General features: G+C 31.5%; 22 protein-coding genes and 1 pseudogene. 1 reads left to right on the plus strand and 22 read right to left on the minus strand.

The genetic code is table 4. The annotated features are described in order from the left end of the window. Nucleotides 1-238: 238 nt before the first annotated feature. From P344_RS03290 to P344_RS03335, 11 genes and pseudogenes are all read right to left on the minus strand, one after another. Complete coding sequence (locus P344_RS03290) at nt 239-487, minus strand: hypothetical protein (protein ID WP_025317469.1); 249 nt, start codon at nt 485-487, stop codon at nt 239-241. Nucleotides 488-967: 480 nt separating this feature from the next. Further along, nucleotides 968-2,131, minus strand: coding sequence for a hypothetical protein (locus P344_RS03295; protein ID WP_025317470.1), 1,164 nt, complete (start codon nt 2,129-2,131; stop codon nt 968-970). Between the two features lie 1,441 nt (nt 2,132-3,572). Then, nucleotides 3,573-3,728 (minus strand): hypothetical protein, encoded by a 156-nt coding sequence (locus tag P344_RS06750; RefSeq protein WP_156028546.1) that lies wholly within the window; start codon nt 3,726-3,728, stop codon nt 3,573-3,575. Between the two features lie 360 nt (nt 3,729-4,088). After that, on the minus strand, nt 4,089-6,011 hold the full coding sequence (gene thrS, locus P344_RS03300) for a threonine--tRNA ligase (RefSeq protein WP_038677586.1): 1,923 nt from the start codon (nt 6,009-6,011) through the stop codon (nt 4,089-4,091). Between the two features lie 259 nt (nt 6,012-6,270). Next, nucleotides 6,271-7,708: pseudogene (gene pyk, locus P344_RS03305) on the minus strand (pyruvate kinase). 59 nt (nt 7,709-7,767) lie between these two features. Continuing rightward, nucleotides 7,768-8,751 (minus strand): 6-phosphofructokinase, encoded by a 984-nt coding sequence (gene pfkA / locus P344_RS03310; protein ID WP_025317472.1) that lies wholly within the window; start codon nt 8,749-8,751, stop codon nt 7,768-7,770. 138 nt (nt 8,752-8,889) lie between these two features. Beyond that, the gene (locus P344_RS03315; RefSeq protein WP_025317473.1) at nt 8,890-9,519 is read right to left on the minus strand and encodes a hypothetical protein; all 630 of its coding nucleotides are present in this window, start codon (nt 9,517-9,519) and stop codon (nt 8,890-8,892) included. A 24-nt stretch (nt 9,520-9,543) separates the two neighbouring features. Next, the gene (tsf, locus tag P344_RS03320) at nt 9,544-10,437 is read right to left on the minus strand and encodes a translation elongation factor Ts (protein ID WP_025317474.1); all 894 of its coding nucleotides are present in this window, start codon (nt 10,435-10,437) and stop codon (nt 9,544-9,546) included. 70 nt (nt 10,438-10,507) lie between these two features. Then, nucleotides 10,508-11,620: a 30S ribosomal protein S2 gene (gene rpsB, locus P344_RS03325; protein ID WP_025317475.1), complete on the minus strand. Its 1,113-nt coding sequence runs from the start codon at nt 11,618-11,620 to the stop codon at nt 10,508-10,510. A gap of 303 nt (nt 11,621-11,923) precedes the next feature. After that, nucleotides 11,924-12,847 carry a hypothetical protein gene (locus P344_RS03330; RefSeq protein WP_025317476.1) on the minus strand — a complete coding sequence of 308 codons (924 nt, stop codon included), beginning with the start codon at nt 12,845-12,847 and terminating at the stop codon, nt 11,924-11,926. 156 nt (nt 12,848-13,003) lie between these two features. After that, a complete protein-coding gene (locus P344_RS03335; RefSeq protein WP_025317477.1) occupies nt 13,004-13,345 on the minus strand; it encodes a holo-ACP synthase in 342 nt (113 codons plus the stop codon). 82 nt (nt 13,346-13,427) lie between these two features. Here P344_RS03335 and rnhC point away from each other — a divergent pair, with 82 nt between their 5' ends. Next, nucleotides 13,428-14,315 (plus strand): ribonuclease HIII, encoded by an 888-nt coding sequence (gene rnhC / locus P344_RS03340; protein WP_025317478.1) that lies wholly within the window; start codon nt 13,428-13,430, stop codon nt 14,313-14,315. Nucleotides 14,316-14,325: 10 nt separating this feature from the next. Here rnhC and P344_RS03345 read toward each other — a convergent pair whose 3' ends face one another. The 11 genes from P344_RS03345 to rsmH form a co-directional block, all read right to left on the minus strand. After that, entirely contained in the window at nt 14,326-14,814 is a 489-nt protein-coding gene (locus tag P344_RS03345; RefSeq protein WP_025317479.1) for a deoxycytidylate deaminase, read from the minus strand. 2 nt (nt 14,815-14,816) lie between these two features. Further along, entirely contained in the window at nt 14,817-16,181 is a 1,365-nt protein-coding gene (locus P344_RS03350) for a rhomboid family intramembrane serine protease (RefSeq protein ID WP_025317480.1), read from the minus strand. A gap of 13 nt (nt 16,182-16,194) precedes the next feature. Continuing rightward, nucleotides 16,195-17,112 carry an RluA family pseudouridine synthase gene (locus tag P344_RS03355; protein WP_047797224.1) on the minus strand — a complete coding sequence of 306 codons (918 nt, stop codon included), beginning with the start codon at nt 17,110-17,112 and terminating at the stop codon, nt 16,195-16,197. Then, nucleotides 17,105-17,683: a signal peptidase II gene (gene lspA / locus P344_RS03360; RefSeq protein WP_025317481.1), complete on the minus strand. Its 579-nt coding sequence runs from the start codon at nt 17,681-17,683 to the stop codon at nt 17,105-17,107. The genes P344_RS03355 and lspA overlap by 8 nt, the downstream gene beginning before the upstream one ends. A gap of 41 nt (nt 17,684-17,724) precedes the next feature. Next, nucleotides 17,725-20,439, minus strand: a complete 2,715-nt coding sequence (gene ileS / locus P344_RS03365; protein WP_038677588.1) for an isoleucine--tRNA ligase — start codon at nt 20,437-20,439, stop codon at nt 17,725-17,727. Nucleotides 20,440-20,669: 230 nt separating this feature from the next. Next, complete coding sequence (locus tag P344_RS03370) at nt 20,670-21,065, minus strand: hypothetical protein (protein ID WP_038677590.1); 396 nt, start codon at nt 21,063-21,065, stop codon at nt 20,670-20,672. 123 nt (nt 21,066-21,188) lie between these two features. Continuing rightward, the gene (locus P344_RS07450; protein WP_236681346.1) at nt 21,189-21,638 is read right to left on the minus strand and encodes a hypothetical protein; all 450 of its coding nucleotides are present in this window, start codon (nt 21,636-21,638) and stop codon (nt 21,189-21,191) included. A gap of 196 nt (nt 21,639-21,834) precedes the next feature. Beyond that, a complete protein-coding gene (locus P344_RS03380) occupies nt 21,835-22,254 on the minus strand; it encodes a cell division protein SepF (protein ID WP_025317483.1) in 420 nt (139 codons plus the stop codon). Between the two features lie 2 nt (nt 22,255-22,256). Beyond that, on the minus strand, nt 22,257-23,486 hold the full coding sequence (ftsZ, locus tag P344_RS03385) for a cell division protein FtsZ (protein WP_236681347.1): 1,230 nt from the start codon (nt 23,484-23,486) through the stop codon (nt 22,257-22,259). Nucleotides 23,487-23,570: 84 nt separating this feature from the next. Further along, complete coding sequence (locus tag P344_RS03390; RefSeq protein ID WP_047797225.1) at nt 23,571-24,860, minus strand: cell division protein FtsA; 1,290 nt, start codon at nt 24,858-24,860, stop codon at nt 23,571-23,573. A gap of 45 nt (nt 24,861-24,905) precedes the next feature. Then, a complete protein-coding gene (gene rsmH / locus P344_RS03395; RefSeq protein WP_025317485.1) occupies nt 24,906-25,847 on the minus strand; it encodes a 16S rRNA (cytosine(1402)-N(4))-methyltransferase RsmH in 942 nt (313 codons plus the stop codon). Nucleotide 25,848 lies beyond the last annotated feature (1 nt).

The following is a 25,848-nucleotide window of genomic DNA, read 5'->3' on the forward strand; positions in this document are numbered from 1 at the left end:
CAATAAATATTATGATTATCATGTCACAACCCAAGAACAAAACTTAATTCTTGGTGAGCAAATCGTCATGCTCCGGAAGATGAGACAACTCATATTGCTTGCGTTGAACTTACATCACTGCTAATATCACTAGTAAAAGCTTCAATTTTAGTAAGATCTTTGTCCTGGGTTCATGCGTGACGTGAACATTGATAGAACCACTAATAACAGTAGTTAGATATTTGTTATTGAAATTTTCTTAACTATTGGCATAGTTTAAAAAATTAAGAATAATATGGGTTTCACCATATGATGCCTCTAAAGAAGTACCATTAAATGAATCTTCTTTATAAAAGTTAAGATCAATTTTTAGTCTTTCATCAGCTTTTACTTGATTAGTAGTTTTTACTGATAATTCATTAAGATTTGTTTTTGGATGCATTGTTGCACCTAATTCAGTGCTGATTCCAATCACACTAGTTCCTAAAAATGTTAATAAATTTTTCATAATATAAATTTACCTTTCCGATGTTTATTTTCTGTCCCACCCACAAAAATATAAATAATTTTATTTAATAAAGTTTGATATTTTCCCGGCCAAAATACATTGTGTTTTATTAAAAACAATATTTTTAAATTTATTATCATTAAGATCTGTTAACTTACCTTCTAACCCCATTATAATACTTCCAAATCTAAAAACAATATTTTTTATAAAAAATTACAAAAAATAACAAATTATTTTACAATATTGAATAAAATATTTTTAATTTGTTGATAACTTTGCTTATTATTTATGGAACAAAAATAACAAGTAATGAAGCTAATTTTCACTCAGGCGGATATGCGAAACTTTTTTAAGAAAATCTTACAGTGTAAATAATTTAAAAGGTTACAAAAAGAACTCTAAAATTAAAAAATGTTTGTTAATTTTAGAATTAAAAATAACAAACAAATAAAATATCTTTATAATAATTATTAAAAACTATTAACGGTGATTAGGGAAATTTTCTAATGATACTTCCAAAGAATCTACCTGTATTTGAGTTAATTGATCATGAACTTCTTGTTTACGTTTTTGATTATTAGTTTTTTTAGCTTTTAGTTCAGCTGTTGATGATAAACTATCAGGGTTCCTGTCAGAACCTATTGTTAACAGAACATCTTCATCTGTGATTTCTACTATTGCACTATCATCTCCTAAACTAGCAGGTGTTTGTGCGGTCACTGTTTCGTATGAAGGAACCCAATCTTGATCATTTAATAAAGCAGTATGTTCAGAAGGTTCTGAATTAATTGAACTATTAGCTTCTAAATCATTACCTGCTTGATGAATAGAATAAGCAGTTATTAAATTTTGGGTTGTGGTGTAAAGTTCTTTTCCAACTCCTAAAATAGCGGGTAACGCCGCAGGAACAATTCCTAAGCCAATAATATCTTTGGCATTTTCAATTCCTAATAAATCAATTTGTTGGTAAGTTAGGATTGAAAATCCAACAATAGCTAATACTGGGGGTGCTAATTTTCTAACTTTATCAAAAGCTTGCTTTAACATTGGGTCATCATTATTGGTTGGACATAAATAATCAATTCCAATATTAACTAAATCAATAACTTGGGCAGTTGTAAAATAACCACTAATTTGATTAAAAAAAATGTTTTTAATCGCAGATAATTGGGTTAGATCATATTGTGGTCCTTTGTTATAAAAATATGTTTGAACAGCCCCAGCAACGTTACCAATCACAGTATTAAATACTGACATTACCCGATTGGCAATTTTTGTTTTCATCCCCATTGTGGCATGGTTAAGATTATAGTAATCTTTTAAGATTGAGTCACAAATTAATAAAATTGGTTCTGGCATCCGGGCAAATTCGGCGGTTCTTGTTCATAACCCAAATTTTTCCATATAAACAGTTCCCATTAAACTACCTGAGGCTTGTAAAATATTCATAATTCTAGTTTTTCATGTTTCTTGTAAAGTTTGATAAAATTTTTCAAGAAAACCTGGTTCTGTGGGTTCTTCTCCTAAATTTTGATCATTTTCTCCTACTATACTATTTTTTCTAGAATCAAGATTTACCTCAACAAATTTATCTTGTTCTTCTTCACTAGTTAATGATTCTTCTTGTTCATTACGTGTTGGCATAATTAATAAATCTCCTTTAACTATTTATCTGTCAAAAAAAATTTCATAATTTTTTAAAAAGAAACTTTAGAAAATAATCTTAAAAAAGAACACCTATAAAATTTTAATTTTATAGGTGTTCTTGACACTCAAACAAAAATTATTAACAAATTTATTTATTTCCTAAAGTCATTTTAATTTTATCATAATTTTAAAAATAAAAAAGAAATCTAATTCCTTTTTTAAAATTTTATTAAATAATATCCTAATTTTATCGATTATCTTCTTTGTTGCTTATTAAATCAACAATTTGTGATTATCTCATTTGATTATTTTCTAAAAAATCATTCTCTTTTTTCTGCTGATTTTCTTTAAATAATGCTGAAATAAACTTATTACTGACACTAATATTTACTGGCTTATATTATTTTAGCAAATAAGGTTGGGCTAAGTTATAATAATCATTTTTACTTACAATCTCAGCATTTTCTTTTCATAATCATTAAATTTCTTTTTTTATTATTTTCATATAGTTTGGCATCATTAAAAATTTTTTTATTTTTAGTTAAAAAACTTTAACAATAAATAACACATTTATCATATTCAATTAATTAAAAATTATGTTTAGAATTAGTACTATTAAAAATTGGATCAAAAAAATTTAATATTTCAGATATATCCTTTTGGGTAAAATTAAAAAAGATATTATCATTAATAAACTCATTTTCTTCTTTTGATAACTCAAAATTATCAAAGAAGGTTCTGGGGGTTGTTAAAAAATATCAAAAAATATTCAGTTTTTCACGATATTTTAAAAGTTTATTAACTTTAATTGAAAATGGTTCAACTAAAAGTTTACTAATTCTTTTTTTTCTTCAAAATTAAGGATTACTTTGAATTGGGTTAAAAATTCTTGTGTAACACTTTTATCTTGAAATATTCATAAATTCTCTTTATTTTTAATAAAAATTTTCAAAATAAATTCAGCATTTAGCCCATAACAGTCATATTTCATCCAATATCCTTTAAAATATTTAAATTTACTTGTTTAGTAATTTCGTACTTTGAAAATAATGTAAAAAGAAAGGTATTTTGTAGGGTGTCTCTTTTTTTTATTTAATTTTTGTATTTCAATTGTTAATTGGTCAAAATTTAAATCCTTAATTTTTATTTTTTTATCATAAGCTATTTTTTTATTTTTCTCATTGTTAAAAAGTTTATCTACTGTTTGAATAGCACTATTCTATTCCTTAATTTTTATTATATTAATCTTTTCAAGCATTGGTGCTAGTTCTAAATATGCCACAATAAATTTAAGTGCTAATAGAGTATTATAATCAGCAATTCTTTTTGCAAGTGGATATGAACTTTTTAAAGCATTATCTTTGGTAAAAAAAATTCATTAATTTAGGAGCTATTACATTGTTAGGCGTAGTATTTTATATCTTATTAAAAAAAATTGCTAATTAGTTTGTGGAAAAATGTTTGGCTTTATCATCCCAAGGATGTTCTCTACTTGGATAAAAATTTCTTTGGTAATATCTTTATCATTAAGTTTTAGATATTTAGTAATATTTTGATTAATAAATTTTTCGGTTTTAAGAACGAAATTATACATTTCAAGATATTCCTTTTTAAAATTATTAACTATGTTATATTTTTTTCAAGTATTGAAAGTTCTTTTGGTATTGAATTCATTTATATGTCTCCTGTTCTGATCATTAATAAATATTATTTTTTTAAATATTAATTAAATGTTTTAATTATTGGTTATGATTTTAAATTCCAAAATTTTGGAACTTTAAGTACTAAAATTAAAATAATAATTTATTAAAAATCTTTTTTAAACAATTTAAAAATTTCAAAACAAGGATAATATAAAAATTATTAATTGATTATTATTCTAATTAAATTGATTGAAAGTTATTAATGGTTATGACCCAAAAATAAAAAAGGAATTTTTTTCCTTTTTTATTCTTTACTGGCGACTATTAATCCGATTATTTAATAAAATAATAAATTCATCAAAACCAACAGTTACCTGGTCTTCTTGACCGTATAATCGATAAGTAATTGTATTATCATTCATTTCATTATCTCCTAAAACTAGTTGATACGGAATTTTAGAAACTTGGGCATCGCGAATTTTGTAGCTTAAACGTTCATCCCGGAAATCAATGAAAGTTCTTAATTTTAAGGTTTTTAGTTTTTGATAAATTTCTTGGGCATAAGGAAAATGAGTTTCATTAACCGGAATAATGGCAATTTGACGGGGTGCTAACCATAATGGTAAAACTCCCTTCGTTTGCTCTAATAAAATTGCAATAAACCGTTCATAAGTCCCAATCAAGCCGCGGTGGATAATTGTTGGTGTTGCTTTTTCACCATTTTGGTCAATATATGATAAATTAAATTTTTGGGGTAATAAAAAGTCAAATTGTAAAGTTGACACCGTAATTTCATGGTTTAAAGCAGTTTTAATTTGGATATCTAATTTTGGTCCATAAAAAGCCGCTTCTCCAGGCATCGGAACATATTTAATTTTTAATTCATCTAGAGCCTCTTGAAGCATTCTTTCCGCATGATCCCACATTTCATCATCATCATAGTATTTTTCTTTGTCATTAACATCACGTAAGGATAATGAATAATAATCTACTTCAATATTAAAAGCTGTTAAAGTTTCATTAATTAGTTTAAAACAACGTTTAAATTCTTCTTTAATTTGGTCATTGCGAACAAAAATGTGCGAATCAGTTAATTGCATCATTCGAACGCGTTCTAAACCTGTTAAACTTCCTGATGATTCATAACGATGCATAATCGCATGCTCGGCTAATCGCAACGGTAACTCTCGATAACTACGAGGTTTTGAATTATAAATAGCAATATGGTGTGGACATGACATTGGTCGTAAAACACTTACTTCGTGGTCTTGCACCATTGGTGGGAACATATTTTCTTTATAATGATCCCAGTGGCCAGAAATTTTATACATTTCACTTGTCCCAATTACCGGAGTATCAACTTCAATGAAATCATACTCTCATTCTTTTTCCCGAATAAAATCTTGAATTGCTCGTTTTAAACTCATCCCGTTTGGTAACCAAATTGGTAATCCTGGGCCAACTAGTTTATCAAAAGTAAAAATTTCTAAGTCTTTACCAATTTTGCGATGATCACGTTCCTTGCGCTCAGCAAGCATAACTAAAAACTCACTAAATAATTCTTTTGACAAATGGGCAGATCCATAAATTCGCTGCAACATTTTATTTTTACTATCATCTTGTCAGTAGGCCCCCGCCAACGATAAAATTTTATATGCTTTGACATACTTCGTATTAACCGCTGCAAAAGTATTATAGACATATGTTTGATCATCTAACAAATAAGAACATTTTTGGGATTTATCTGGTGGTAAATTATTTATTAAATCTAATACATAAGAATTATCTTGATAAATCTTTTTTAAATCGTTAATTGGTGAACAAACGCGAGTGATTTTAATATTGTTTTGAATTAATTGTAAAGTTGTTTGTTCAATATTATCCAAATCGGTTTCTTTGACACTAATTTCCGCATCAAAATCAACATAAAAACCATCATCATTTAAACCAATCTTAGCAATTTTTATCGCGGGGTCTAAATTAACTAATGCTTTTGCTGTTAATAACCCAGCCGTATAGTTAATAATTTGTCATCCTTCCGGGTCTGATTCTAAAACTAATTTGATGTTGGCATCACTGGTAATTAAATAATCATATGAACGCATTTGGTCATTAACAATTGCCCCTAAAGTTCGTTTCCCTAAACTAATAGCTAAGCTAGTTGCTAGTTCTTTCACAGTTAGGGGGTTCGCAAATTCTTTTAAACTACCATGTGGTAACGTAATTTTAATCATTGTAATATTTTCCTTTCTAATAAAAAACGCTCATATTGAAATCTTGGTCAGATTAACAATAGGAGCAAATTATCGCGGTACCATCCCGTCTTAAATTAAAAATTAACTTTTAATTTATCTTTAACACTTAATATTGAAAAGTGCTTAAACGTAAACTACTGTGGTGGGTAGTAGAAGCGGGATTTAATTGCTAAGAGGTTTCATTATCCTTAACTTCCTGTAAATTAATGTTCCCCGAATCCGTGTCCCTTTCGTTTAATTATTTAATTGTAATTTCACGTAATTCTTCATTGCGTGCGAAGAGAATTTTGCTGCCTGGTTTTGCCCCTCATTTTTTGGCAACTTCCATAATGGCATTATCATCTGTTTTAAAGCTTTCATAATTAGCTACTTTATTCATAAAGATTGAGTGTCATACTCCAAAGGCAGTGTATAAGTGTTCAATTGGCGAAACTCCTAAGATTACAACATTTGGGCGGAATTTTGAGATTGTTTTTAATAATTCCCCGGTGTTTGAAACAACAACCGCATATTCATAATCACCATCTTTTGATTTTTCGGCTAATTTTCGAGCAATTTCCGCACGAATACCTTTTGTTGATGCACAAGCATTTTCTAATTGCTTTTCATAATATAATTTTGAATAAAATTCATGTTCAGCACGTTTGTTAATTGTTGCCATGGTGTTAACGGTAATAAATGGATAGTCCCCATTAGCTGATTCTCCTGATAACATTGTAGCATCAGCTCCTAATTCCGTTGCAAAATAAACATCAGTAACTTCGGCTCTGGTTGGATGGGGATTATCTGTCATTGTTTCTAACATTTGGGTTGCAACAATCACAATTTTCCCAGCGGCACGACACTTACGAATAATTACTTTTTCTCAATATGGCACATCATAATATGGGATTTCTAATCCTAAATCTCCCCGGGCAATCATAATTCCATCGGCAGCTTCAATAATCGCATCAATATTATTAATTCCAATTTGTGATTCAATTTTTGCAATAATTTGAATATGTTCAGCATTGCCTTCTTTTAATAATTGACGAATTTCTTGAATATTCGCTGCCGTGTTTACAAATGAGGCCGCAATATAATCAATCCCTTGTTCAATTCCATATTTTATATCATTAATATCTTTTTTGGCCAAGAATGGTAAGGTAAAGTCAACCCCCGGTAAATTAATCCGTTTGTTTGTTTTAACTAAATGATGATTAAAAGCGGTGGTTGTAATGACCCCTGGTTTTACATCATTAACATTTAATTGTAATTTTCCATCATCAACTAACACCATATCTCCGACTTTTAAATCTTGCGACATGTCATATGAGACAGTAATTTCGGTTCCGGTTCCTTGGCGAGTTTGGTAATCTTCGGGCATTGAATAAATGATTACTTTATCCCCCGCTTTAATTTCTTGCTTACCATCTTTCATTTGGCCAACTCTAATTTCTGGTCCTTTAGTATCTAGTAAAATTGAGATTGGTTTTCCAATTTTTTTCACGAACTTGTTTAGCCCACACAATACGAGCTCCTTGTTCTTTATGATCCCCATGTGAAAAGTTTAAGCGGATAGTTGTCATTCCACAATTAAACAATTCTTCAATTGCTTCAGCTGAATGCGTACTTGGTCCAATTGTTGTGATAATTTTAGTACGTTTCATTTTTTCTTTTAAATCAATTGTTGTCATTCTTTATTTTATCTCCTTCTTCAAAAATTTACTTACAAAATTATTGTATATTAAATTTCTTACTTTTTATACATATTATTATTATTTAATTCATCAAATTCTAACCAAATATCTTTGCGACTAGCCCGTGGAATACTTAACGCTTCCATAATAGGGCGCGCCACAATCTCATCACCAATATTACCAATTGCTAAACCTCCCTTGTTCGCAATTAACTGGTTCACCGCAAATTGCGCCATTCGAAAAGCACGATAGCGCTCCATTGCCGTTGGAACTCCTCCCCGTTGGGTGTGTCCCAACACTGTAGCTCTTGTAATATAACCACTTGTCGCTTCCACTTTTTTAGCTAACGCATGAACATCCGGGTAAATCATCTCACTTACAACAATAACAACACTTCGTTTATTAGCTAAAAATAACTGTTTAGCACGCTCGGCAATTTCTTCTTCGGTTAAAGCTGCTTCATTAATAGAAATAATATCAGCCCCTCCGGCAATTCCGGCATATAACGCAATATCTCCACAAGCATGGCCCATTACTTCCACAATTGAACAACGGTGGTGAGATTGCATTGTATCACGTAAGCGATCAATTGCTTCAACTACAATATTGATTGCTGTATCAAACCCAATTGTATAATCAGAAGAAGTAATATCATTATCAATTGTCCCTGGTAACCCAATACAGTTAATCCCCATATCCGTTAACTTTTGGGCTCCTTGATAACTACCATCCCCACCAATCACAACTAAGGCATCAATCTTACGTTTTTTTAAATTAGCAACTGCTTTTTCACGGACACTAACTTCTTTAAATTCTGATAAGCGCGCGCTTCCAATAATAGTTCCCCCTCAGCGCATGATGCTATCGGCAAAGTTATTATCCACACTCTCAATTCAATCATTTACTAGTCCTAAATAACCATCACGCACAATATATGTTTCTAACCCTTTTGCGTGAGCTGTTTTAATAACTCCCGCAATAGCAGCGTTCATTCCTTGTGAATCACCACCTGAGGTTAAAATCCCAATTCTCTTAATCATTTTTTACATCTCCTTTTATCTTTTTTATTTACACAATTATTATTTTATTCTTAAAAAAGACTTTGTAAAGAATTTCAAGAAAATATTTCAGAAAAACCAAATTAAAAAAACCATTTAAGAAATTAAATGGTTTGGTCGTTATTGTTCTGAATTTTCACTTGGTGGGGTTGGTTCATTAGGTTGGTCATTTTGTTTTGAACTTGCTGGTCCTGATTTAGTTACCAACAAATGTTGGTTTAATAATGCTAAGTTATTTAACACAAATTGACCAGATTGACTCGCTAACAAAAATTTACATTTCTTTTTACTACGTGAACCTTCGGTATAGTAGATAATAATTTGTTTTAAGCGGTTATTTTGTTCAACTTTGGTAATTTTACGAATCAAAATCCTTTCTCCTAAAAAAGCAATTTCTTTATCATCAATCCCAATGGCAATTGTTTGTAAAAAGAAGAAAATATAAATTCCCACAATAATTGTAATTGCAAACGCAATAACAATTAACACAATCATTGTTGCTTGATTTGTACTATCAATTGCAAACCCAAAGACATAGTTAATAACTAAAATGGGAATGTTTAAGGCTAAAACACCAGCCATAAAAATTAATACTTTTTTATTAATAAATTTTTGGGTAAAATCGCGTTTATTAAAACTAACTAAATACCCAACAATTGATAAGCTAACAGCGACAAACAAGAAGGTTGCCATTGCTAACGCAATTAGCAGTCCCTTTTGATCATCTAAATATGCGTTAAAATATAGCATAAGTTACTCACACCTTTCGTAATGTTATTTTTTATTTACTTGAGCCATAACTTCAGCGGCAAAGTTAACAGTTGATTTTTCAATCCCTTCCCCAACTTCGTAACGAATAACTTTGACAATAGTCCCCCCGTTATTTTTTACAAAATCACTAACTTTAAAATTAGGATCAACAACAAATTGTTGGTCTAATAATAACATTTCTGATAATTGTTTGTTTAAACGACCTTCAATCATTTTTTCCAAAATATTATCTGGTTTTCCGGCATTTTTAGGGTCATTTTTTGCTTCGTGGGTTAAGATTTCTTTTTCTTGGGCTAAGTATTCTTTTGATACTTCATCACGCGAAACAAATTTTGGATTCATTGCCACAACGTGCATTGCCACTTGCTTTCCGTGTTCTTCTTGCACTTTCCCATCAAATAATACTAAAGAAGCAATTCTTTTATTTGAATGTCAGTAGATACCAAATGATTGGTTATTGTTTTTTTCGACAATTGCAAAGCGACGAAGGGTAATTTTTTCCCCAATTGTCGCAATTGCATGGGTAATTACTTCTTGTAAAGTTGTCCCATCAATTTTAATTTGCATTGCATCTTCAATATTTTTAACATCTGAATTAACCAAGGCATCCCCAATTTTTTTCACTAAATCTAAGAATTTTTGGTTGTTAGCAACAAAATCAGTTTCGGAATTTAGTTCATAAATAACTGCTTTGTCCCCTTTTTGGACAATTCCAATTAACCCTTCCGCAGCAATCCGATCCGCTTTTTTAGCGGCTTTGGCAATTCCTTTTTCGCGAAGTCATTTGATTGCTTCGTCAATATTACCATTTGTTGCTTCTAACGCTTTTTTAGAATCCATAATCCCAGCGCCAGTTTTTTCGCGTAATTCTTTTACTAATTGTGCTGAAATATCCATTATTTCAACTCCTTTCTTAATTAAATGCTTGTATATTATGTTAAAGGTTAAAATATTTATCCTTTGTTAATTATTTTGTTGTGATTTTGCCATCCACAATGTTTAAGTGCGGAATTAAAGCACTGATCATGTTGGCTTTTTTTCCTTTTTTAACAGCAAAGGGTTTACCAATTGTTTCTAATTCAGCAACTGTTAATTTTGCTAAACTTTTTTCTAAATCATTGTCAACAACAGTGATAGTACTTAATTGGTTATCTTCTGCTTTTGTTGGTGCTTGTGGTTCGACAGTTGGTTTAACTTCTAACTTTACAGTTGGCTCGTTGTTAACTTTCGCTGCTGGTTGTTCTGAGTTATTACCAGCCGGATGGTTGTTACGGGGTTCACTTACATTGCGATCTTCTGATCTTTGATAATTACCACGGCGATCATTGTTATTACGATTATCATTATTAAACTCACGTTTAAATTCCGAAGGTTTAAATTGGGGTTCTGGCATTTTAAGACCCATCGCATCACCATATAAGTCAGCAACATAATGGGTTAAAATGGCAATACTACGAACAGTATCATCATTTCCCGGAATAACATAGTCAATTCCATCAGGATCAACATTGGTATCACAAATTGCAATGACCGGAATTCTTAATTTCCGTGCTTCGCGAACAGCAATGTGTTCTTCTTTAGGATCAACTACAAATAATGCTTGGGGTAATTCTTTCATTCCTTTAATTCCCCCTAAGAATTTTTCTAACTTATCTTTTTCCTTTTTAATTAATATTTGTTCTTTTTTTGGTAATCACTTTAACTCACCACTTTTTTCTTGGCGTTCAATGTTTCACAATCTTTTTACCCGTAAGTGAATAGTTTTTAGATTGGTTAAAGTTCCTCCTAGTCAACGTTGGTTAACATAAAAGTTTTCACTTCTTTCTGCCGCATCTTTAACAATTCATTTTGCTTGTTTTTTAGTTCCGACAAATAGGATTTTCCCTTTTTTGCTAGCAATGACAGCCATTAATTTTTTAACATCTTCTAATCGTCAAATTGTTTGTTGCAAGTCAATAATATGAATTTTATTTTTTTCACCATAAATATATGGTTTCATTTTTGGATTTCAACGTTTTGTTTGATGTCCAAATTGTGCTCCTGCTTCTCATAGCATTTCTCTTGTCAATTCTTTTACCATAATATATTTAATTCTCCTTTTCGTTAAAACTTCCATTTACTTCGAACATTTACCACTTATTAATTCAACTATAAGCACTCGGTAAATGAATTCATAAATGTGTATTGTATACCCGATATATGAATACAAGCAAATTCATTATAACATAAAAAGCAAATTATCCTAGTAAAAATAAAAAATGCTAAAAAGTTAGCATTTTTTTAAAGGCTGTTTTTTAAATTAATATTATTATTCGGTCCGACTTATTATTTAAATCTTTCTTAAAATAGTTTGTTTTTTTGAAATAATTATATTAATTTAATTTTATAGATTTAACGCCTCTTTTCACCCATTCACAAATATTTTAATATCTTTATTCGGAATAAGCAAGATATTTTGCACACTAATTTCCCCAAATAAATTATTATCAATATCAGTTGCAAGATAATTAAGTTGCTCTTCATTTTCTTTTTGCTTGTTTAAAATTGCCATTGTGCTGGTATATAAGAAATAAATAAAGCCAATTCCATAACCAAGACTAATTGCTTCGCTTAATAAGTGAGCAAACCTAATTTCATTAAACATTAACGTTGAGGTGTTAATTCGGCCAAGTTTTTTAAACAGCGTTGTGATTAATAATAAATAACCAAATTTAAAAATATTACTTTTTTCATCACTACGAGCAATTCAACCACATAACTGTAAAATTAGGGCAAAAATCACCATTACTGCTAAAGTTGATAAAATGAAAGTTCAGTTAATCCGAGTAGAATTAAAACGCGAAAGATTATTAATTATTTCCGGAACCACAATAATAAAGGGTAACCCATAAATTATGTATAATAAGGAATGCACTAGCTTCCGATTATTAGCTAAAATCGCAAAGGTAATTAGTAATTGAATATAAGAATAAAAAGTTAGGAGTGAAAAATAATACTGCTTATCAAGCACCAAATTAATTAAAATTCTTCAAATAACATTGCCAAAGATAAACATCCCAAACCCAAAAATTATCGCAATTATTTTACTGATAGCATAAACTAACTGCTGACGTTTATACTGGCAATTATAATAAATAAAAATTCATGATGATAATAAAGTAACAAGAAAAATTCCGGCCAACACAAACATTCATAAAAATAAACTAAAAGTTCCGGTTTCCAGACGGTTGTGATCAATTCACTGACCTAAGTTTGGACAATTGAAGATATTCCTGATTAAAATATCTCCTAAGAAAATTTTTCCCATTTCCTCACCTACTTTACTGTTAACAATTATTCATTCTTGATATTATTGTATCGTTTTCTTAAAAATTTACAACTTTTTCTCACCAAAGTCAGGAAAAAAAGCAAAATTTTTAAATATTTTTAGAAAATATTTATAAAAATAGTTAACAAATACTAACTATTTTTCAGATAAAATTGCCATCCCCACACTGTATTCTTCTTCATGACTTAAAGAAATGTTTAAAAACTCATTTTTAGCTAAGTTTAGTCCTGTGGCCTTTAGTTTATTGTCATCCCCTCTCGCAATACAAACGGTATTAAGTGGAAAATTATATTCTAAGGCCTTAATTAAGGCTTCTTTAACCACTCATCTTCCCGCTAAGTATTCTCGTTTACGGGTTTTACTATCAACACTACTATAATACTTAAATTCTTTTTCCGCTAGAATTTTACTGGCAAACTGGTCATTAATTTTAATGCGCTTATTTTTAATAATATCTATTCCCACATTTTTAATCATCTTTTTTCCTACTTTCTGATATTTTTTAACATTATAACATTTAAAAACGATATAATAAAAAAAAAGAAATATGGAGAAAGTTATGACAAGTTGTAGTTTTAAAAGAGTTGATGATAAAGTAATTGCTAACATTCAAGCCGCTTACCAAGCATATCAAATCGCTAATAAAGATCCCAATAAAGTGGCAGTATATTTCGTTAATAACATTAAAATTAGTATTTATCACACGAAAACAGTTCTTTTTCAAGGAGAACATTGTGAGCAAGAAGCCAAAAAGTTTTTTCAAATTAATAATCCTAAGTTAACCCACACAAAAACTAGTCTTAATTATTATAAACCAGATGTGATTGGTAACGATGAAGTTGGCGTTGGGGATGTTTTTGGACCCTTAGTAGTAACTAGTTGCTTTATTGATAAGAATGTCATTCCGCAATTAAAAACATTGGGAATTAAAGATAGTAAAAAACTAAGTGATTATCAAATTATGAAAATTGGGGGTCAACTAAAAAAAATTGTCCCCTACCATAGTGAAATTATTGATAACCAAACTTATAATTATTGATATAATCAATATCAAAATGCCCATGTTATTAAAGCAATTGCCCATAATAATGCCATTAAACAGTTAATTAAAAAATATCATTGTCAATACCGTCAAATTATCATTGACCAGTTTGTCAATGAAAAAAAATATTATGAATATTTAGCAGCCCAGTCGGAAGTTATTAAGCACAATGTTGTTTTTGTTACTAAGGGCGAAGACAAATCACTAGCTGTTGCTTGTAGTGCCATTATTAGCCGTTATCTGTTCTTAGAAGCAATTATGAAGTTGGAGTATCAATTTCAAATTGCCTTACCATTAGGGGCAAGTGAGCAAGTTAAACTCCTCGCAAATACTTATAAAAAACAATTTAAACCAGCCGAATATCGCCAGTTTATGAAAATTCACTTTAATTTAGCAAAAAAATAAAAACCACAAGTTATTTGACAACTTGTGGTTTTTTAATAATTACTTCTAAGGGGCTAATTGCACGGAACTTAACATTTGCTTTGGTAAACATTAATTTTGCCGCTTGGTTATCTTCAGTTTGATCATACTTATCATTATCATAAATGACTTCCGTAATACCAGCCTGGATAATAATTTTGGTACATCCCGAACAAGGAAATAAGGTGGTATAAATTTTACAACCACTTAAATCGACCTTGGCACTTAAAATGGCATTTAATTCCGCATGAGCCACATAAGGATACTTGGTTTGTAAATATTCACCTTCACGATCCCACGAAAATTCATCATCATTTAAACCGCGGGGTAAACCATTATAACCGGTTGCAATAATTTGTTTAATCTCATTAACTACACAACTGCCAACTTGGGTCATCGGATCTTTACTACGCATTGCGCACACATGCGCAACACTTAAAAAGAATTCATCCCAAGTTAAATAATCTGTTCGTTTGTGCATAATTATTTTCGATTCCCAAACAGATTAAGCAAATTAGAAAAGAAATTACCGGTTGTCCGTAATCCTGGTGGTCATTCATTACGTGGATAGTGGTAATAATTTAGGAGCATATCCTGAATGGTTCCTTTTGAAGTTAACCCCGCATTTCAATAAACAATTAACGCATTAACCACGGGAGCATTTAACGGTGGTGAATAACGGTGAATTGATAATAACACAATCCCAATAATTAGAACGGCGGTTAATATGAAAATTGGGTATAAAATTGACAGGTTAATCTTTTTAATTTTAAATTCAAATAAGAAACCTAACGCACTACCAATAAAGAATCCACTAAAAACAACTAAATATAATGGAAAATTGCTAGTAATTAACGGTAAAATAATTAACCAGATTGGAACAATAATTGTTCGTTGGTTAGAAACTAAGGAAGCTAAATCTTCTTTTCCAAAATTATAACTAAATAGTGCGCCCCACAAAATTGCTAACACCACAAATGAACCCGAAAAAATGGTATTGGGCATTGTTGCGGATAAGAATAATCCAGCTAACGGAACGCCAATAATAATAATCAGTGCTAATTTTCACCTTCCTAAGACCGCTTCGTTATAACGAGAAATATTAAATAAAATAAAGATATTTAAGATTAATAAAAAGATATTACTATCAAACAAGGGATAAGTTCATAACCTTCACCACTGTTGGGACCATACGAGTAAATCACGAGTAATTCCCCCATACACAAGGGTTACCGAGTCTGCATCAAGCCCTTTGGTTTGGAATAGTTGATTACCAAAGAAAATTTGAATAATTGGAATTGCTAATAATAACATGGCAAAAATTCAAGTGACCATTAAGTTATTCATACTTAATTTATCACTTAACTGTTTTAAATTTTTTGTTAACTTACTATTGGGGTCTTTAATATCCTCTAAAATTTGCTCGGCGGACATATTTTTTAAGTTTTCTTCTTTCCCACTATCATTTTGTTGTAAACTAGGGAAGAATTCCGCCACTTTATTTTGATAATTATTATTATCAACAAATAACGTAACATCGCCATTATCATTGCGAATTTGCTGAGAATTATTGACAATTAAAACAATTGATAACACATTCAATTTGGCACGCTGAAACTTTTTGGTTAAATATTCACGCAATGAAAGGATAACTTCATCATCAATTTTATACCGCACGGGATCACTGTTAAAATTATCAACAATTTTAATGATCTGAAACTGCTTATTATCAACTTTATATAAATAAACATTATTATTACTACGCGGTTTAACCTTATAAACATTGTACTTTTCAACTTTTATAAAGTAGTCAACTAATGATAATTTTTCTTTATCAAAACTATTCATATGATGTTCCTTTCTATGCTAACTCAGCTAGTTTATCACGAAACTCCACGGGGAGTTGGGAAGTAAATGTTAGCTGTTCACCCGTATGGGGCTGAGTTAAGACTAATTGGTAAGCGTGCAAATATTGTCCAAACGGAATGTTTTTATCTTCAGTATAACCATATAACGGATCACCGAGAACTGGATGGTTAATATATTTTAAGTGCACCCGAATTTGATGGGTTCGGCCAGTTTCCAAATTACATTTTATATAAGTATAATCTTTAAATCTTTGAATTACAACAATATTTGTAATTGCATTTTTAGAATTTTTACTAGTGACACTCATTTTCTTGCGATCATTGGGATCGCGGCCAATTGGAGCAGTTATTTTCGCTTTCTCCACCGCAATTATACCATGCACAATTGCTAAGTACTGGCGATGCATTGTTTTTTGCTGAATTTGTTCTTGTAAGTGTTGGTGGGCAAAGTCATTTTTTGCGACAACCAATAGTCCAGTCGTTTGGCGATCAATCCGGTGGATAATTCCGGGGCGTTCAGAACCCCCAATTGTTGACCATTTGCGATCTAATGCCAAAAGGCCATTTACCAAAGTGTCTTCATAATGTCCCGGAGCAGGATGGACAACTAAATTATTGGGTTTATCAATAACCATTAAATCCTCATCTTCATAAAGAATTGACAGTTCCATTGTTTGGGGTTTAATTACAGGCGGTTGGTCTTCTCCTAACGGCACTAAAATTTGAATGTGATCAGCAATTTTTAACTGATAATTATTTGTAACAATGGTGTTATTAACTAAAATTTGGTGGTTATTAATTAATGTTTGAATTTTGGTACGAGATATTGGCTCTGAACTGTTACTAAAATATTGTTGTAAATACTTATCAATCCGCATTTCTTGGTCACTAATAATTTCTTTGTTATTCATTTTCTTCCTCTTCTTCTTGGTGATGACGAATATAATAGTAGCGAATAATTTCAACAATAATGGCAATTACTAACACGACAACCCCTAATGTTACACACATATCCGCAAAATTGAAAATACTATAGGGGGGGAATAATTCCCACGTGAGAAAATCAACCACACCCCCATCATTTCACATTCGGTCAATTAAATTACCAAAGCCTCCCGTGGTGATCATAATTAACCCCACCGTGGCAATTTTGTTATTTAAATATAAAAATAAACTAAAAGAAATTAAAGTGATAAAAACAGCGCCGTTAATGGCCCCTGCCAAATTATCACTGTTCACCCCAAAGGCAATTCCCCGGTTAATAACAAATTTAAAATTAATAAAACCATCAATAAACTTGACCGCGGGGGCGAATTCGTCATGGGAAAGATATTTAAAAGCAAGTTGTTTCGTAACAATATCAATGATTAATAAACCAACAAAAATTGGCAAGCAGACAACTAGTTTATACTTTCACCGATAATCTCGTGTTTTAAAATGTTCTTTAAGATCAATCCCAAACTGCTTAATTCTTTCTCACATTAATGTTTTCTCCTTATTTGATAAAAATATTATCTCATATTTTACTTATATAATACATCAAAACATCTTTGACAAATTTCATTATTTTCCGATAATTTATCAACAATCATCCAACAACGGGCACATTTATGGCCAACTTTTTCTTGAACTTTCAAATAACTAGTTGGGTATGGTGTTAACCCTTCCTTATTATTAGTAAAGATAATTTCACTGACAATAAAGATTTGGTGTAAATCTTCAATGTCCTGTAATTCTTGGCAATCTGATTGTAAGTGAATTGTTAATTGACAAGCTAATGATTTTTTAATTGCTTTAGCTTCCCGTTGGACTTCTAACTCCTTATTAACATCATCCCGTAGTTTTAAGACTTTATCTCATTTTGCAATTAAATTATCATTAACAACAACGGGAATGTCATGCTCAGCTTCTAAATGAACTGATGGTGCTTTGTGATCATAGTTGATAAAACGATGGGCTTCTTCAACCGTATGGGGAAGCAATGGTTTTAAAACATCAATTAAAGTTCGGTAAATATGGTATAAAGTTGTTTGAACTGCACAACGACGGGGTGCTTTTGCTTTTTCAATATATAAAATATCTTTAATAAAATCTAAATAAAATTTTGATAAAGTGTTAATAACAAAGTTATTAATTAAAATATAAACATTATTAAAATTATAATCTTCATAAGCATTATCAACTTTTTTCTTAAATTGTTGTGTTAAATGCAAGGTATATAAATCAACTTCGGCTAACTGTTCAGTATAATCTTTGTCAACATTAAAATCATTTAGATTAGCTAAAATAAAGCGTAAGGTATTACGAATTTTTCTGTATGACTCGGCACATTGTTTAATAATTTCAGGCCCAATTTTAACATCATCTGTGTAGTCAACCGAAGCAACCCACATTCGTAAAATATCACTTCCATATTCCTCAACAATATCTAGCAGAGAAACTGTATTTCCGAGCGATTTCGACATTTTACGGCCTTTTTCATCATTTACAAACCCGTGCGATAGCACTGTTTTATAAGGAGCATGGTTATTATCAATTACGCCGGTAACTAACGAAGAGTTAAATCAACCGCGGAACTGGTCATTTCCTTCTAAATACACATCAACGGGATAATTAAGGTGGCGGCTTTTAATGACTGCTAAGTTGCTAACCCCACTATCAAATCAGACATCCATAATATCTTGTTCTTTTCGTCATCCTTTATGTTGATAAGCAGCTGGTAATAAATCATCTGCTGATCAGGTAAACCAAATATTAGTTGTTTGTTCTTGTTTAAATAATTTTAAAACATGGTCAATTAGTTCTAAACTAAATTGCGGATTATTATTTTCATCATAAAAAGCAATAATTGGGACTCCCCATAATCGTTGACGTGAAATACACCAATCATCACGATTAGCAATCATATCCAACATTCGTTTTTGAGCCCATTCGGGATTTCAATTAACTTTTTTAATTTCCTTCAATAATTGTGGTTTTAGCTTTTCAATTGAAACAAACCACTGGGCAGTGGCACGATATATGATTGGTTTTTTTGTTCGTCAGTCAATTCCTTGCCGGTGTTTAATAAATTTTAACTTTAATAAATGCCCAGTTTGTTCCAATTTTTGTCCAATAATTTTATTAGCATCCTCATAAAAGATACCAACTAAACTAGGGTCATTAATTTCCTTCGTATATTTCCCCTGATCATCTAAGGGAGCATAAATTTCAACTCCGTTAGCTTTCACAATTAAATAATCATCTTCTCCAAATCCAGAAGCAATATGAACAATTCCGGTTCCACTGTCAGTTGTTACATGGTGACCAGCGACAACTTTTGAAATAAGGTCGGGATTCCAAGCATGTTCAGTTTCAATGCCAACTAAATCTTTACCACTAATTTCTTTTACCACATGGTAGTCTGCTCACCCAATTGTGGTGCTTACCGTTGTTAGTAAATCACTAGCAACGACATATTCTTGTCCATCGACCTTAACCACACTGTAAGAAATTTTTTCACCAACTGCCAATAACTGGTTCATTGGTATTGTTCAAGGGGTTGTTGTTCAAATAATAATTTTACTATCTATAGCTAAGTGTTTATTCCCTTTAATAACTTTAAAAGTAACATAAATTGAGGGAGTCGTCACATCTTCATATTCAATTTCAGCTTCCGCTAGTGCTGATTCGGATGTTGGTGATCAATAAACTGGTTTTAAATAACGATAAACTAAATTTTTTGCTACCATTGTTTTAAATAACTCTAACTGGCTAATTTCATAGTCCAAGTCCAAGGTAACATATTTATCATTAAAATCTGTTAGTAATCCTAAACGACTAAACTGGTTGATTTGATTATTAATTTGGTTAAGAGCATACTGCTGACAAATTTCTCGGAATTCACCCGGAGGAGTTGCTTTCCGGTCCACTCCGCTATTAATAACGGCACTTTCAATTGGTAACCCGTGGGTATCTCATCCACAAATTCATGGGGCATAATATCCCTTGTTGGTATAATAACGCACAATAAAATCTTTTAAAATCTTGTTTAAACTATGACCAACATGGAGATTTCCATTAGCATAAGGGGGGCCGTCATGTAAAATAAACTGATGGTGTTTTTTATTTTTGGTTAAAATTTGGTTAACGAGGTTAGTTGTTAATCATTCCTGCTGGATTATTGGCTCTTTGGTGTTTAAATTTGCTTTCATTTCAAATAACGTTGTTGGCATTAATAAAGTGTCTTTGTAATTCATTGTGAAGTCCTTTCTGAATAAAAAAAGTAAGTGGTGTAAGAGTGTTCAAAACACGGTACCATCTTACTTCATAAACAAATATAATTGTTTATCTCAATTAAACCTTTTGCAATTGTTCATAAAAGTAATAATTAAATCATAATTATAGTTAGCTTCCATCATCCTAACCTTGCTGAAATAAGTACCTGATTTAACCGTGGCTTTTACTTTATAAATTAAATATACACTAATTATTTAATTTTGTTAATAATTTCTTTCTTAATCATTTCACTAATTCGCTCCCCATCATTGACCGAAAAGGCATAAATGCGCTTGTTACGTTCTAAAAAATCATCAATTGCTTTTAAAACATTCTGGAGATTATGACGGTTCGCATCAATTTCATCTAACAATCAGGCAATTTCTTCTTTAAAAGCATAAGAAAAATCAACCGCTTTCATAATAATCCGCCCCGCGTTATGACTAGCTACTTCAAATGCTTCGCGTGATTTTTCAACATTATAGCGCGAAACATGTTCTAAATGCTGGAGTTCTTGGATTTGGTGGATTAATTTCTGATTATCTTTTGTTAACTTAGCAATAATTTCACTTTGTTCTTGAATTATTTGTTTTAAATCTTGACTCATAACCTGCTCCAATCTATTTAAATTTAGCAATTGTTAGACGATAGTTATCATTTTTATTTTTGATAATTACCACAATCGGAAAACGACCATACTTTTTTATTGATATTATATTATCATAAGATACTAAAAATGTCTTGGTGTTGACCGCGGAAAAATTAACAAAAACATTATTTTTTTGGATCATGGTTTGGACATTATCCCGCGAAAAATGACAAATAGCACTAACAACCGCATCAAGGCGAGGCGTAAACTTTTAACATTTTTACTAAATTCATCAAATTGATAATTAATAGTAATTTGGTCGGTAGTTGGTTGAAAAGTAACGACCTGGTTATTAATTACTAAGGGCTGTATTGTTAAAACATTGGTCACTTTTGTTAAACAACTAAGCGCAATCATTTCGTAAGTCACATATAAATCACCAAAAACACTGAGTTCTAAGCGCAGTTCATTTAAGAGATAGCCAAGAACTTCATTGTGTTGTAAAAGTGCACTGGGATTTTGTTTAGAAACCAGCACCACAAGATTAGAAGTTGGGGTGTTAATTGTTATTGTTAAACAAAAACTATTCACCTTTCCCGGATGCTGATAATAATTAGTAACACGTTCTTTTTAAAAAACGGCTTTCAGAATTTCAATTTGGCGTAAATCAAGAAAATCGGTCTAAACAACCAAGTTTTGTTTTGCCTGTTCACACCAACCTTTTAGTTTATTAATAAATTGATATTCTATTTGAAAATGCGTTAGTAAAAATTCTTTATTAACCATCTTAACCTTGCAAGATAAATTCGTAAGTTTTATTTGCTAACTTACTAACTTTTCCATTCAAAGCATACATTATCCCACTTAAAAAATCTAGTAACCGGATTCGTTCTTCTTTCGAGAGATTTGTTAATTGCACTTGTAAATGACGAGTTTTAATTAACTGATCCGCTAATTGGGCACCATCATGAAAACTGGTTGGAATAATGCTGTTATCTTCAGCATTATCAAAGTTTGCTATGGGATTATTAGGAGTTGTGTTGTCATCTTCTTCAAATTCAACGCGGTTAAGGTTACTAGTTTCGATATTATCATTGGTTTTTTCATAGTCAAGATCATTATTATCACGATTAGGATTTTCCGAAAAATCAATGCGGTTGGCCGACTGGTCCACCACTGTTGAACGTTTCTTTTTAAAAATTCCCATAATTATCAACTTCTTCTCACAAATGGTGGTAAGTCATCGTCATCATCCTCTTGACTATTTTCATAAACTTTTCCTGAAACATGTTCTCTTCACGCGTTAATGCGACGATTAGCATTCTCATGACCATTACTTTCTGGATTGAAATAACTTGGTCGTTTGCGAACAACTTCGGGATCACCAGCTGGTTCTTCCTCGTCACTAACTGGTTCCTCATCATCTTGGTGGTACTCTTCTTCACTAGCACGGTAATTAGTTTCTCCCGCGCCAAAATTATGGTAGTCATCATCAAAACCAGTTGCAATAACTGTCACAATCATTTCATCTTCTAAGTGTTCATTCACAGCGGTTCCAAAAATAATATTAACTTCCCCTCCAATTGCTTGTTTAACAATATCAACCGCATCATTCGCATCGTTTAGGGTTAAAGTGTTCCCCCCCGTTACGTTAATAATTGCATCTTTAGCACCCCGAATTGAGGCTTCTAATAATGGTGAAATAATTGCTTTATTGGCCGCTTCAATCGCCTTGTCTTTCCCCGAACCAATTCCAATTCCAAATAAGGCGTTTCCCTTGTTTTTCATCACAGTTTTAATATCGGCAAAATCTAAGTTAATTAACGAAGGAACAGCAATTAAATCGGTGATTGTTTGAACTCCCTGGCGCAGAATATTATCGGCTTCTTTAAAGGAATCTTTTAATGGTACGCCCCCAATTACTTCTAACAAGCGATCATTCGAAATAATAATTAATGAGTCAACATGCTGGCGAAGTTCTTCGGTTCCCTGAATGGCATAACTATTTCGTGCACGTCCTTCAAAAGTAAACGGCGTTGTAATAATTCCAACTGTTAAAGCACCCATTTCGCGGGCAATTTTCGCAATAATTGGGGCAGCTCCGGTTCCAGTTCCCCCACCCATTCCAGCGGCCACAAAAACCATGTCTGCTCCTTTTAAGACTTCTTTAATTTCATCCGTTGATTCAATTGCGGCTTGGCGACCAATATCAGGATTAGCACCCGCTCCCAAACCTTTTGAAGTTTCCTTACCTAGGACAATCTTTTGTCTTGATTTAGAAACACTAATAATTTGAGCATCCGTGTTGGCCACAATAAATTCTACTCCCTGCACTCCTGCTTCAATCATCCGGTTAACTGCGTTATTACCAGCACCTCCGACACCAATTACTTTAATTGATGCTACTTGCTCATAATTATCAAAATTTTCGATTGTCATAATTTTACCTCCATAATATATGTTTTATTTTTTCTTTTGAATATATTGTACTATGTTCTTTCTAAATTTGCACGCTGTTTTAATTTAATTGCTTTGGTTAATAATTGGTTGGTTTTGATAACCTTTGTAGGTTGGGTGGGGATATTCCGGTTGTCGTGCAACTGCGGTGATTGGTTGAGGTTGGTGGTGGGGAAAACTAACGTATTGTTCATCCACGGATTGAATATTAACACCACTAACTTTGTTTGCTAAATGTTGATAATAGATGTTTCCTAATAAACTAGTACATCAAATTTCCTTTGCCCCAACAACTTCTGGTAAGTACACAGAAATCCGTTGCCCTGGATTCATTTTTAATAACATTTCTTTGAATCCACTAATTTTTAAAATTGTCCCGACCACAACGATTGGATAGTCATATTTTTCTAAGGTTGTGGTTAACTTGTGGTTTAAATGTTCTAATTCCCCCGCAATTGTCTGGTTAGCGATTGCTCGTAAATCCGCGTGAGTTAGTTTTATTTGTTGTTTTGTTTGCGGATTATATTTACTATAGATAATTAAATTATCGCGTAAATCATTATTTAAATTTATTATTTTATATAAATATTTTAAGGCTTGTTTATTGTCACAATTCATTATTGTTCTTAGTTTGTTAAGAATTTTCTTAACACCCCCCGGAATTACTACTTGTTCACATAAGGTTTCACGAACAAAGACGTGGGATTTAATTGCATCATAGTCCCAGTCCACAATAATAATTCCGTTTTGTAAATCATATTGCGAAGCAACATTTCAAGCTAAACTAAATGACGATGGTAGGATACCCATAATTTTTACCTTAGCATACTTTAACATATTAAAGATGCTTTTAATAATACTTGTTTTAGTAAGATAAACAATTGATTTGATGCTAATTTTATGTGCCGCAAATCCAATTGGAGGTTGTGATAATGCTTTTTGTTCATTAAGAATATAGCGATATGGACGGATAAAGAAAGCAGTTTGGTCGTCTAACGCTGGAACTTCTTTGGCCATACTAATTAAAGCATCAATGTCATTTTTGGTAATTAAACGATCTTGAGTTAAATTTAACATTTTAGTTGATGTTTTAATTTGTAAATGATCATTTGGAACACTAACCGCAATGCGTTGCAAACTAATTCCTAACTGTTTATTGGCATCTTTAATGATATATGCTAGTTCTTTCGCAACATTTTTTTCATCAATAATAGTTCCAGCGTTGCAAAAACGATATTCCATGTTCTTTTTGTATAAAACTTTAATTTGTGATTCATGGTAAATTCCAACCATAAAATTTAATTCATAGTTTTTAACTTCTAACACCCCGTAGATTTCTTTAAGTTTAAATTCCATATCTTTCACCTCCTTTGTGCAAAATATCTTTAAATTTTAAAAATATTAAGTCACCCGTTTTAATATTCTTAACTTGGCACTCTTACTTCTCCGATTTTCACCCGTTTCTTGTTCGGAAGGAGTAATTGCTTTTTTCGTTATAATTTGATAATCACTTTTGTAGTTACTCATTATTGGTAACTTTTGATTAACAGTCTGGTTCGGATCAGTTATTAAAGTCGTAAATAATTGTTTAACAATCCGGTCTTCAATTGAATGAAAGGTAATTACCACTAAGCGACCATTTGGTTTTAACAACTTCACCGCTTGGGATAAGGATGTTTTTAACACAAATAACTCCTGGTTTACTTCAATGCGAATTGCTTGAAAGACTTGTTTCGCTGGATGTTTTGGTTTTTTTAAAACTTTTTGGGGAAGCACCTTTCTAATAATATCCACTAGTTCAAAAGTAGTGGTAATTGTTTTAGTAGCGCGTGCCAGCACAATTGCTTTGGCAATTGGATGCGCAAATTTTTCTTCACCATATTCTCAAAAAATCCGTGCTAATTCTGCTTCTGAATAAGTATTAACAACTGTTTTTGCTGTTAATGGTTGGTTTTGGTTCATTCGCATATCAAGTTCACTATCATAGCGGTAACTAAACCCCCGATGGTGATCATCAAACTGGGGTGAAGACACTCCCAAGTCATATAAAATACCATCAACTTTTGTTACCCCCCGCGTTAATAATTCGACGGTAATGTTGGCAAAGTTAGCATTAATAATCTCATAATTTGATTTGTTTAGCCCTTGTAATCTAGTTTGAGATTCTTTAATTGCTTGACTGTCTTGTTCAAAAGCATACAGTTTTCCTGTTGTTAGTTGGTTAAGAATCGCAATACTATGTCCAGCACGCCCTAATGTGCAGTCAACATAGATTCCCGTTGGTTTAATGTCTAAACCAGCAATTGATTCTGCTAATAATACTGAATAATGTTTAAAGGCCATT

Source organism: Spiroplasma mirum ATCC 29335 (genome assembly GCF_000565195.1).
GTDB lineage: Bacteria > Bacillota_I > Bacilli_A > Mycoplasmatales > Mycoplasmataceae > Spiroplasma > Spiroplasma mirum.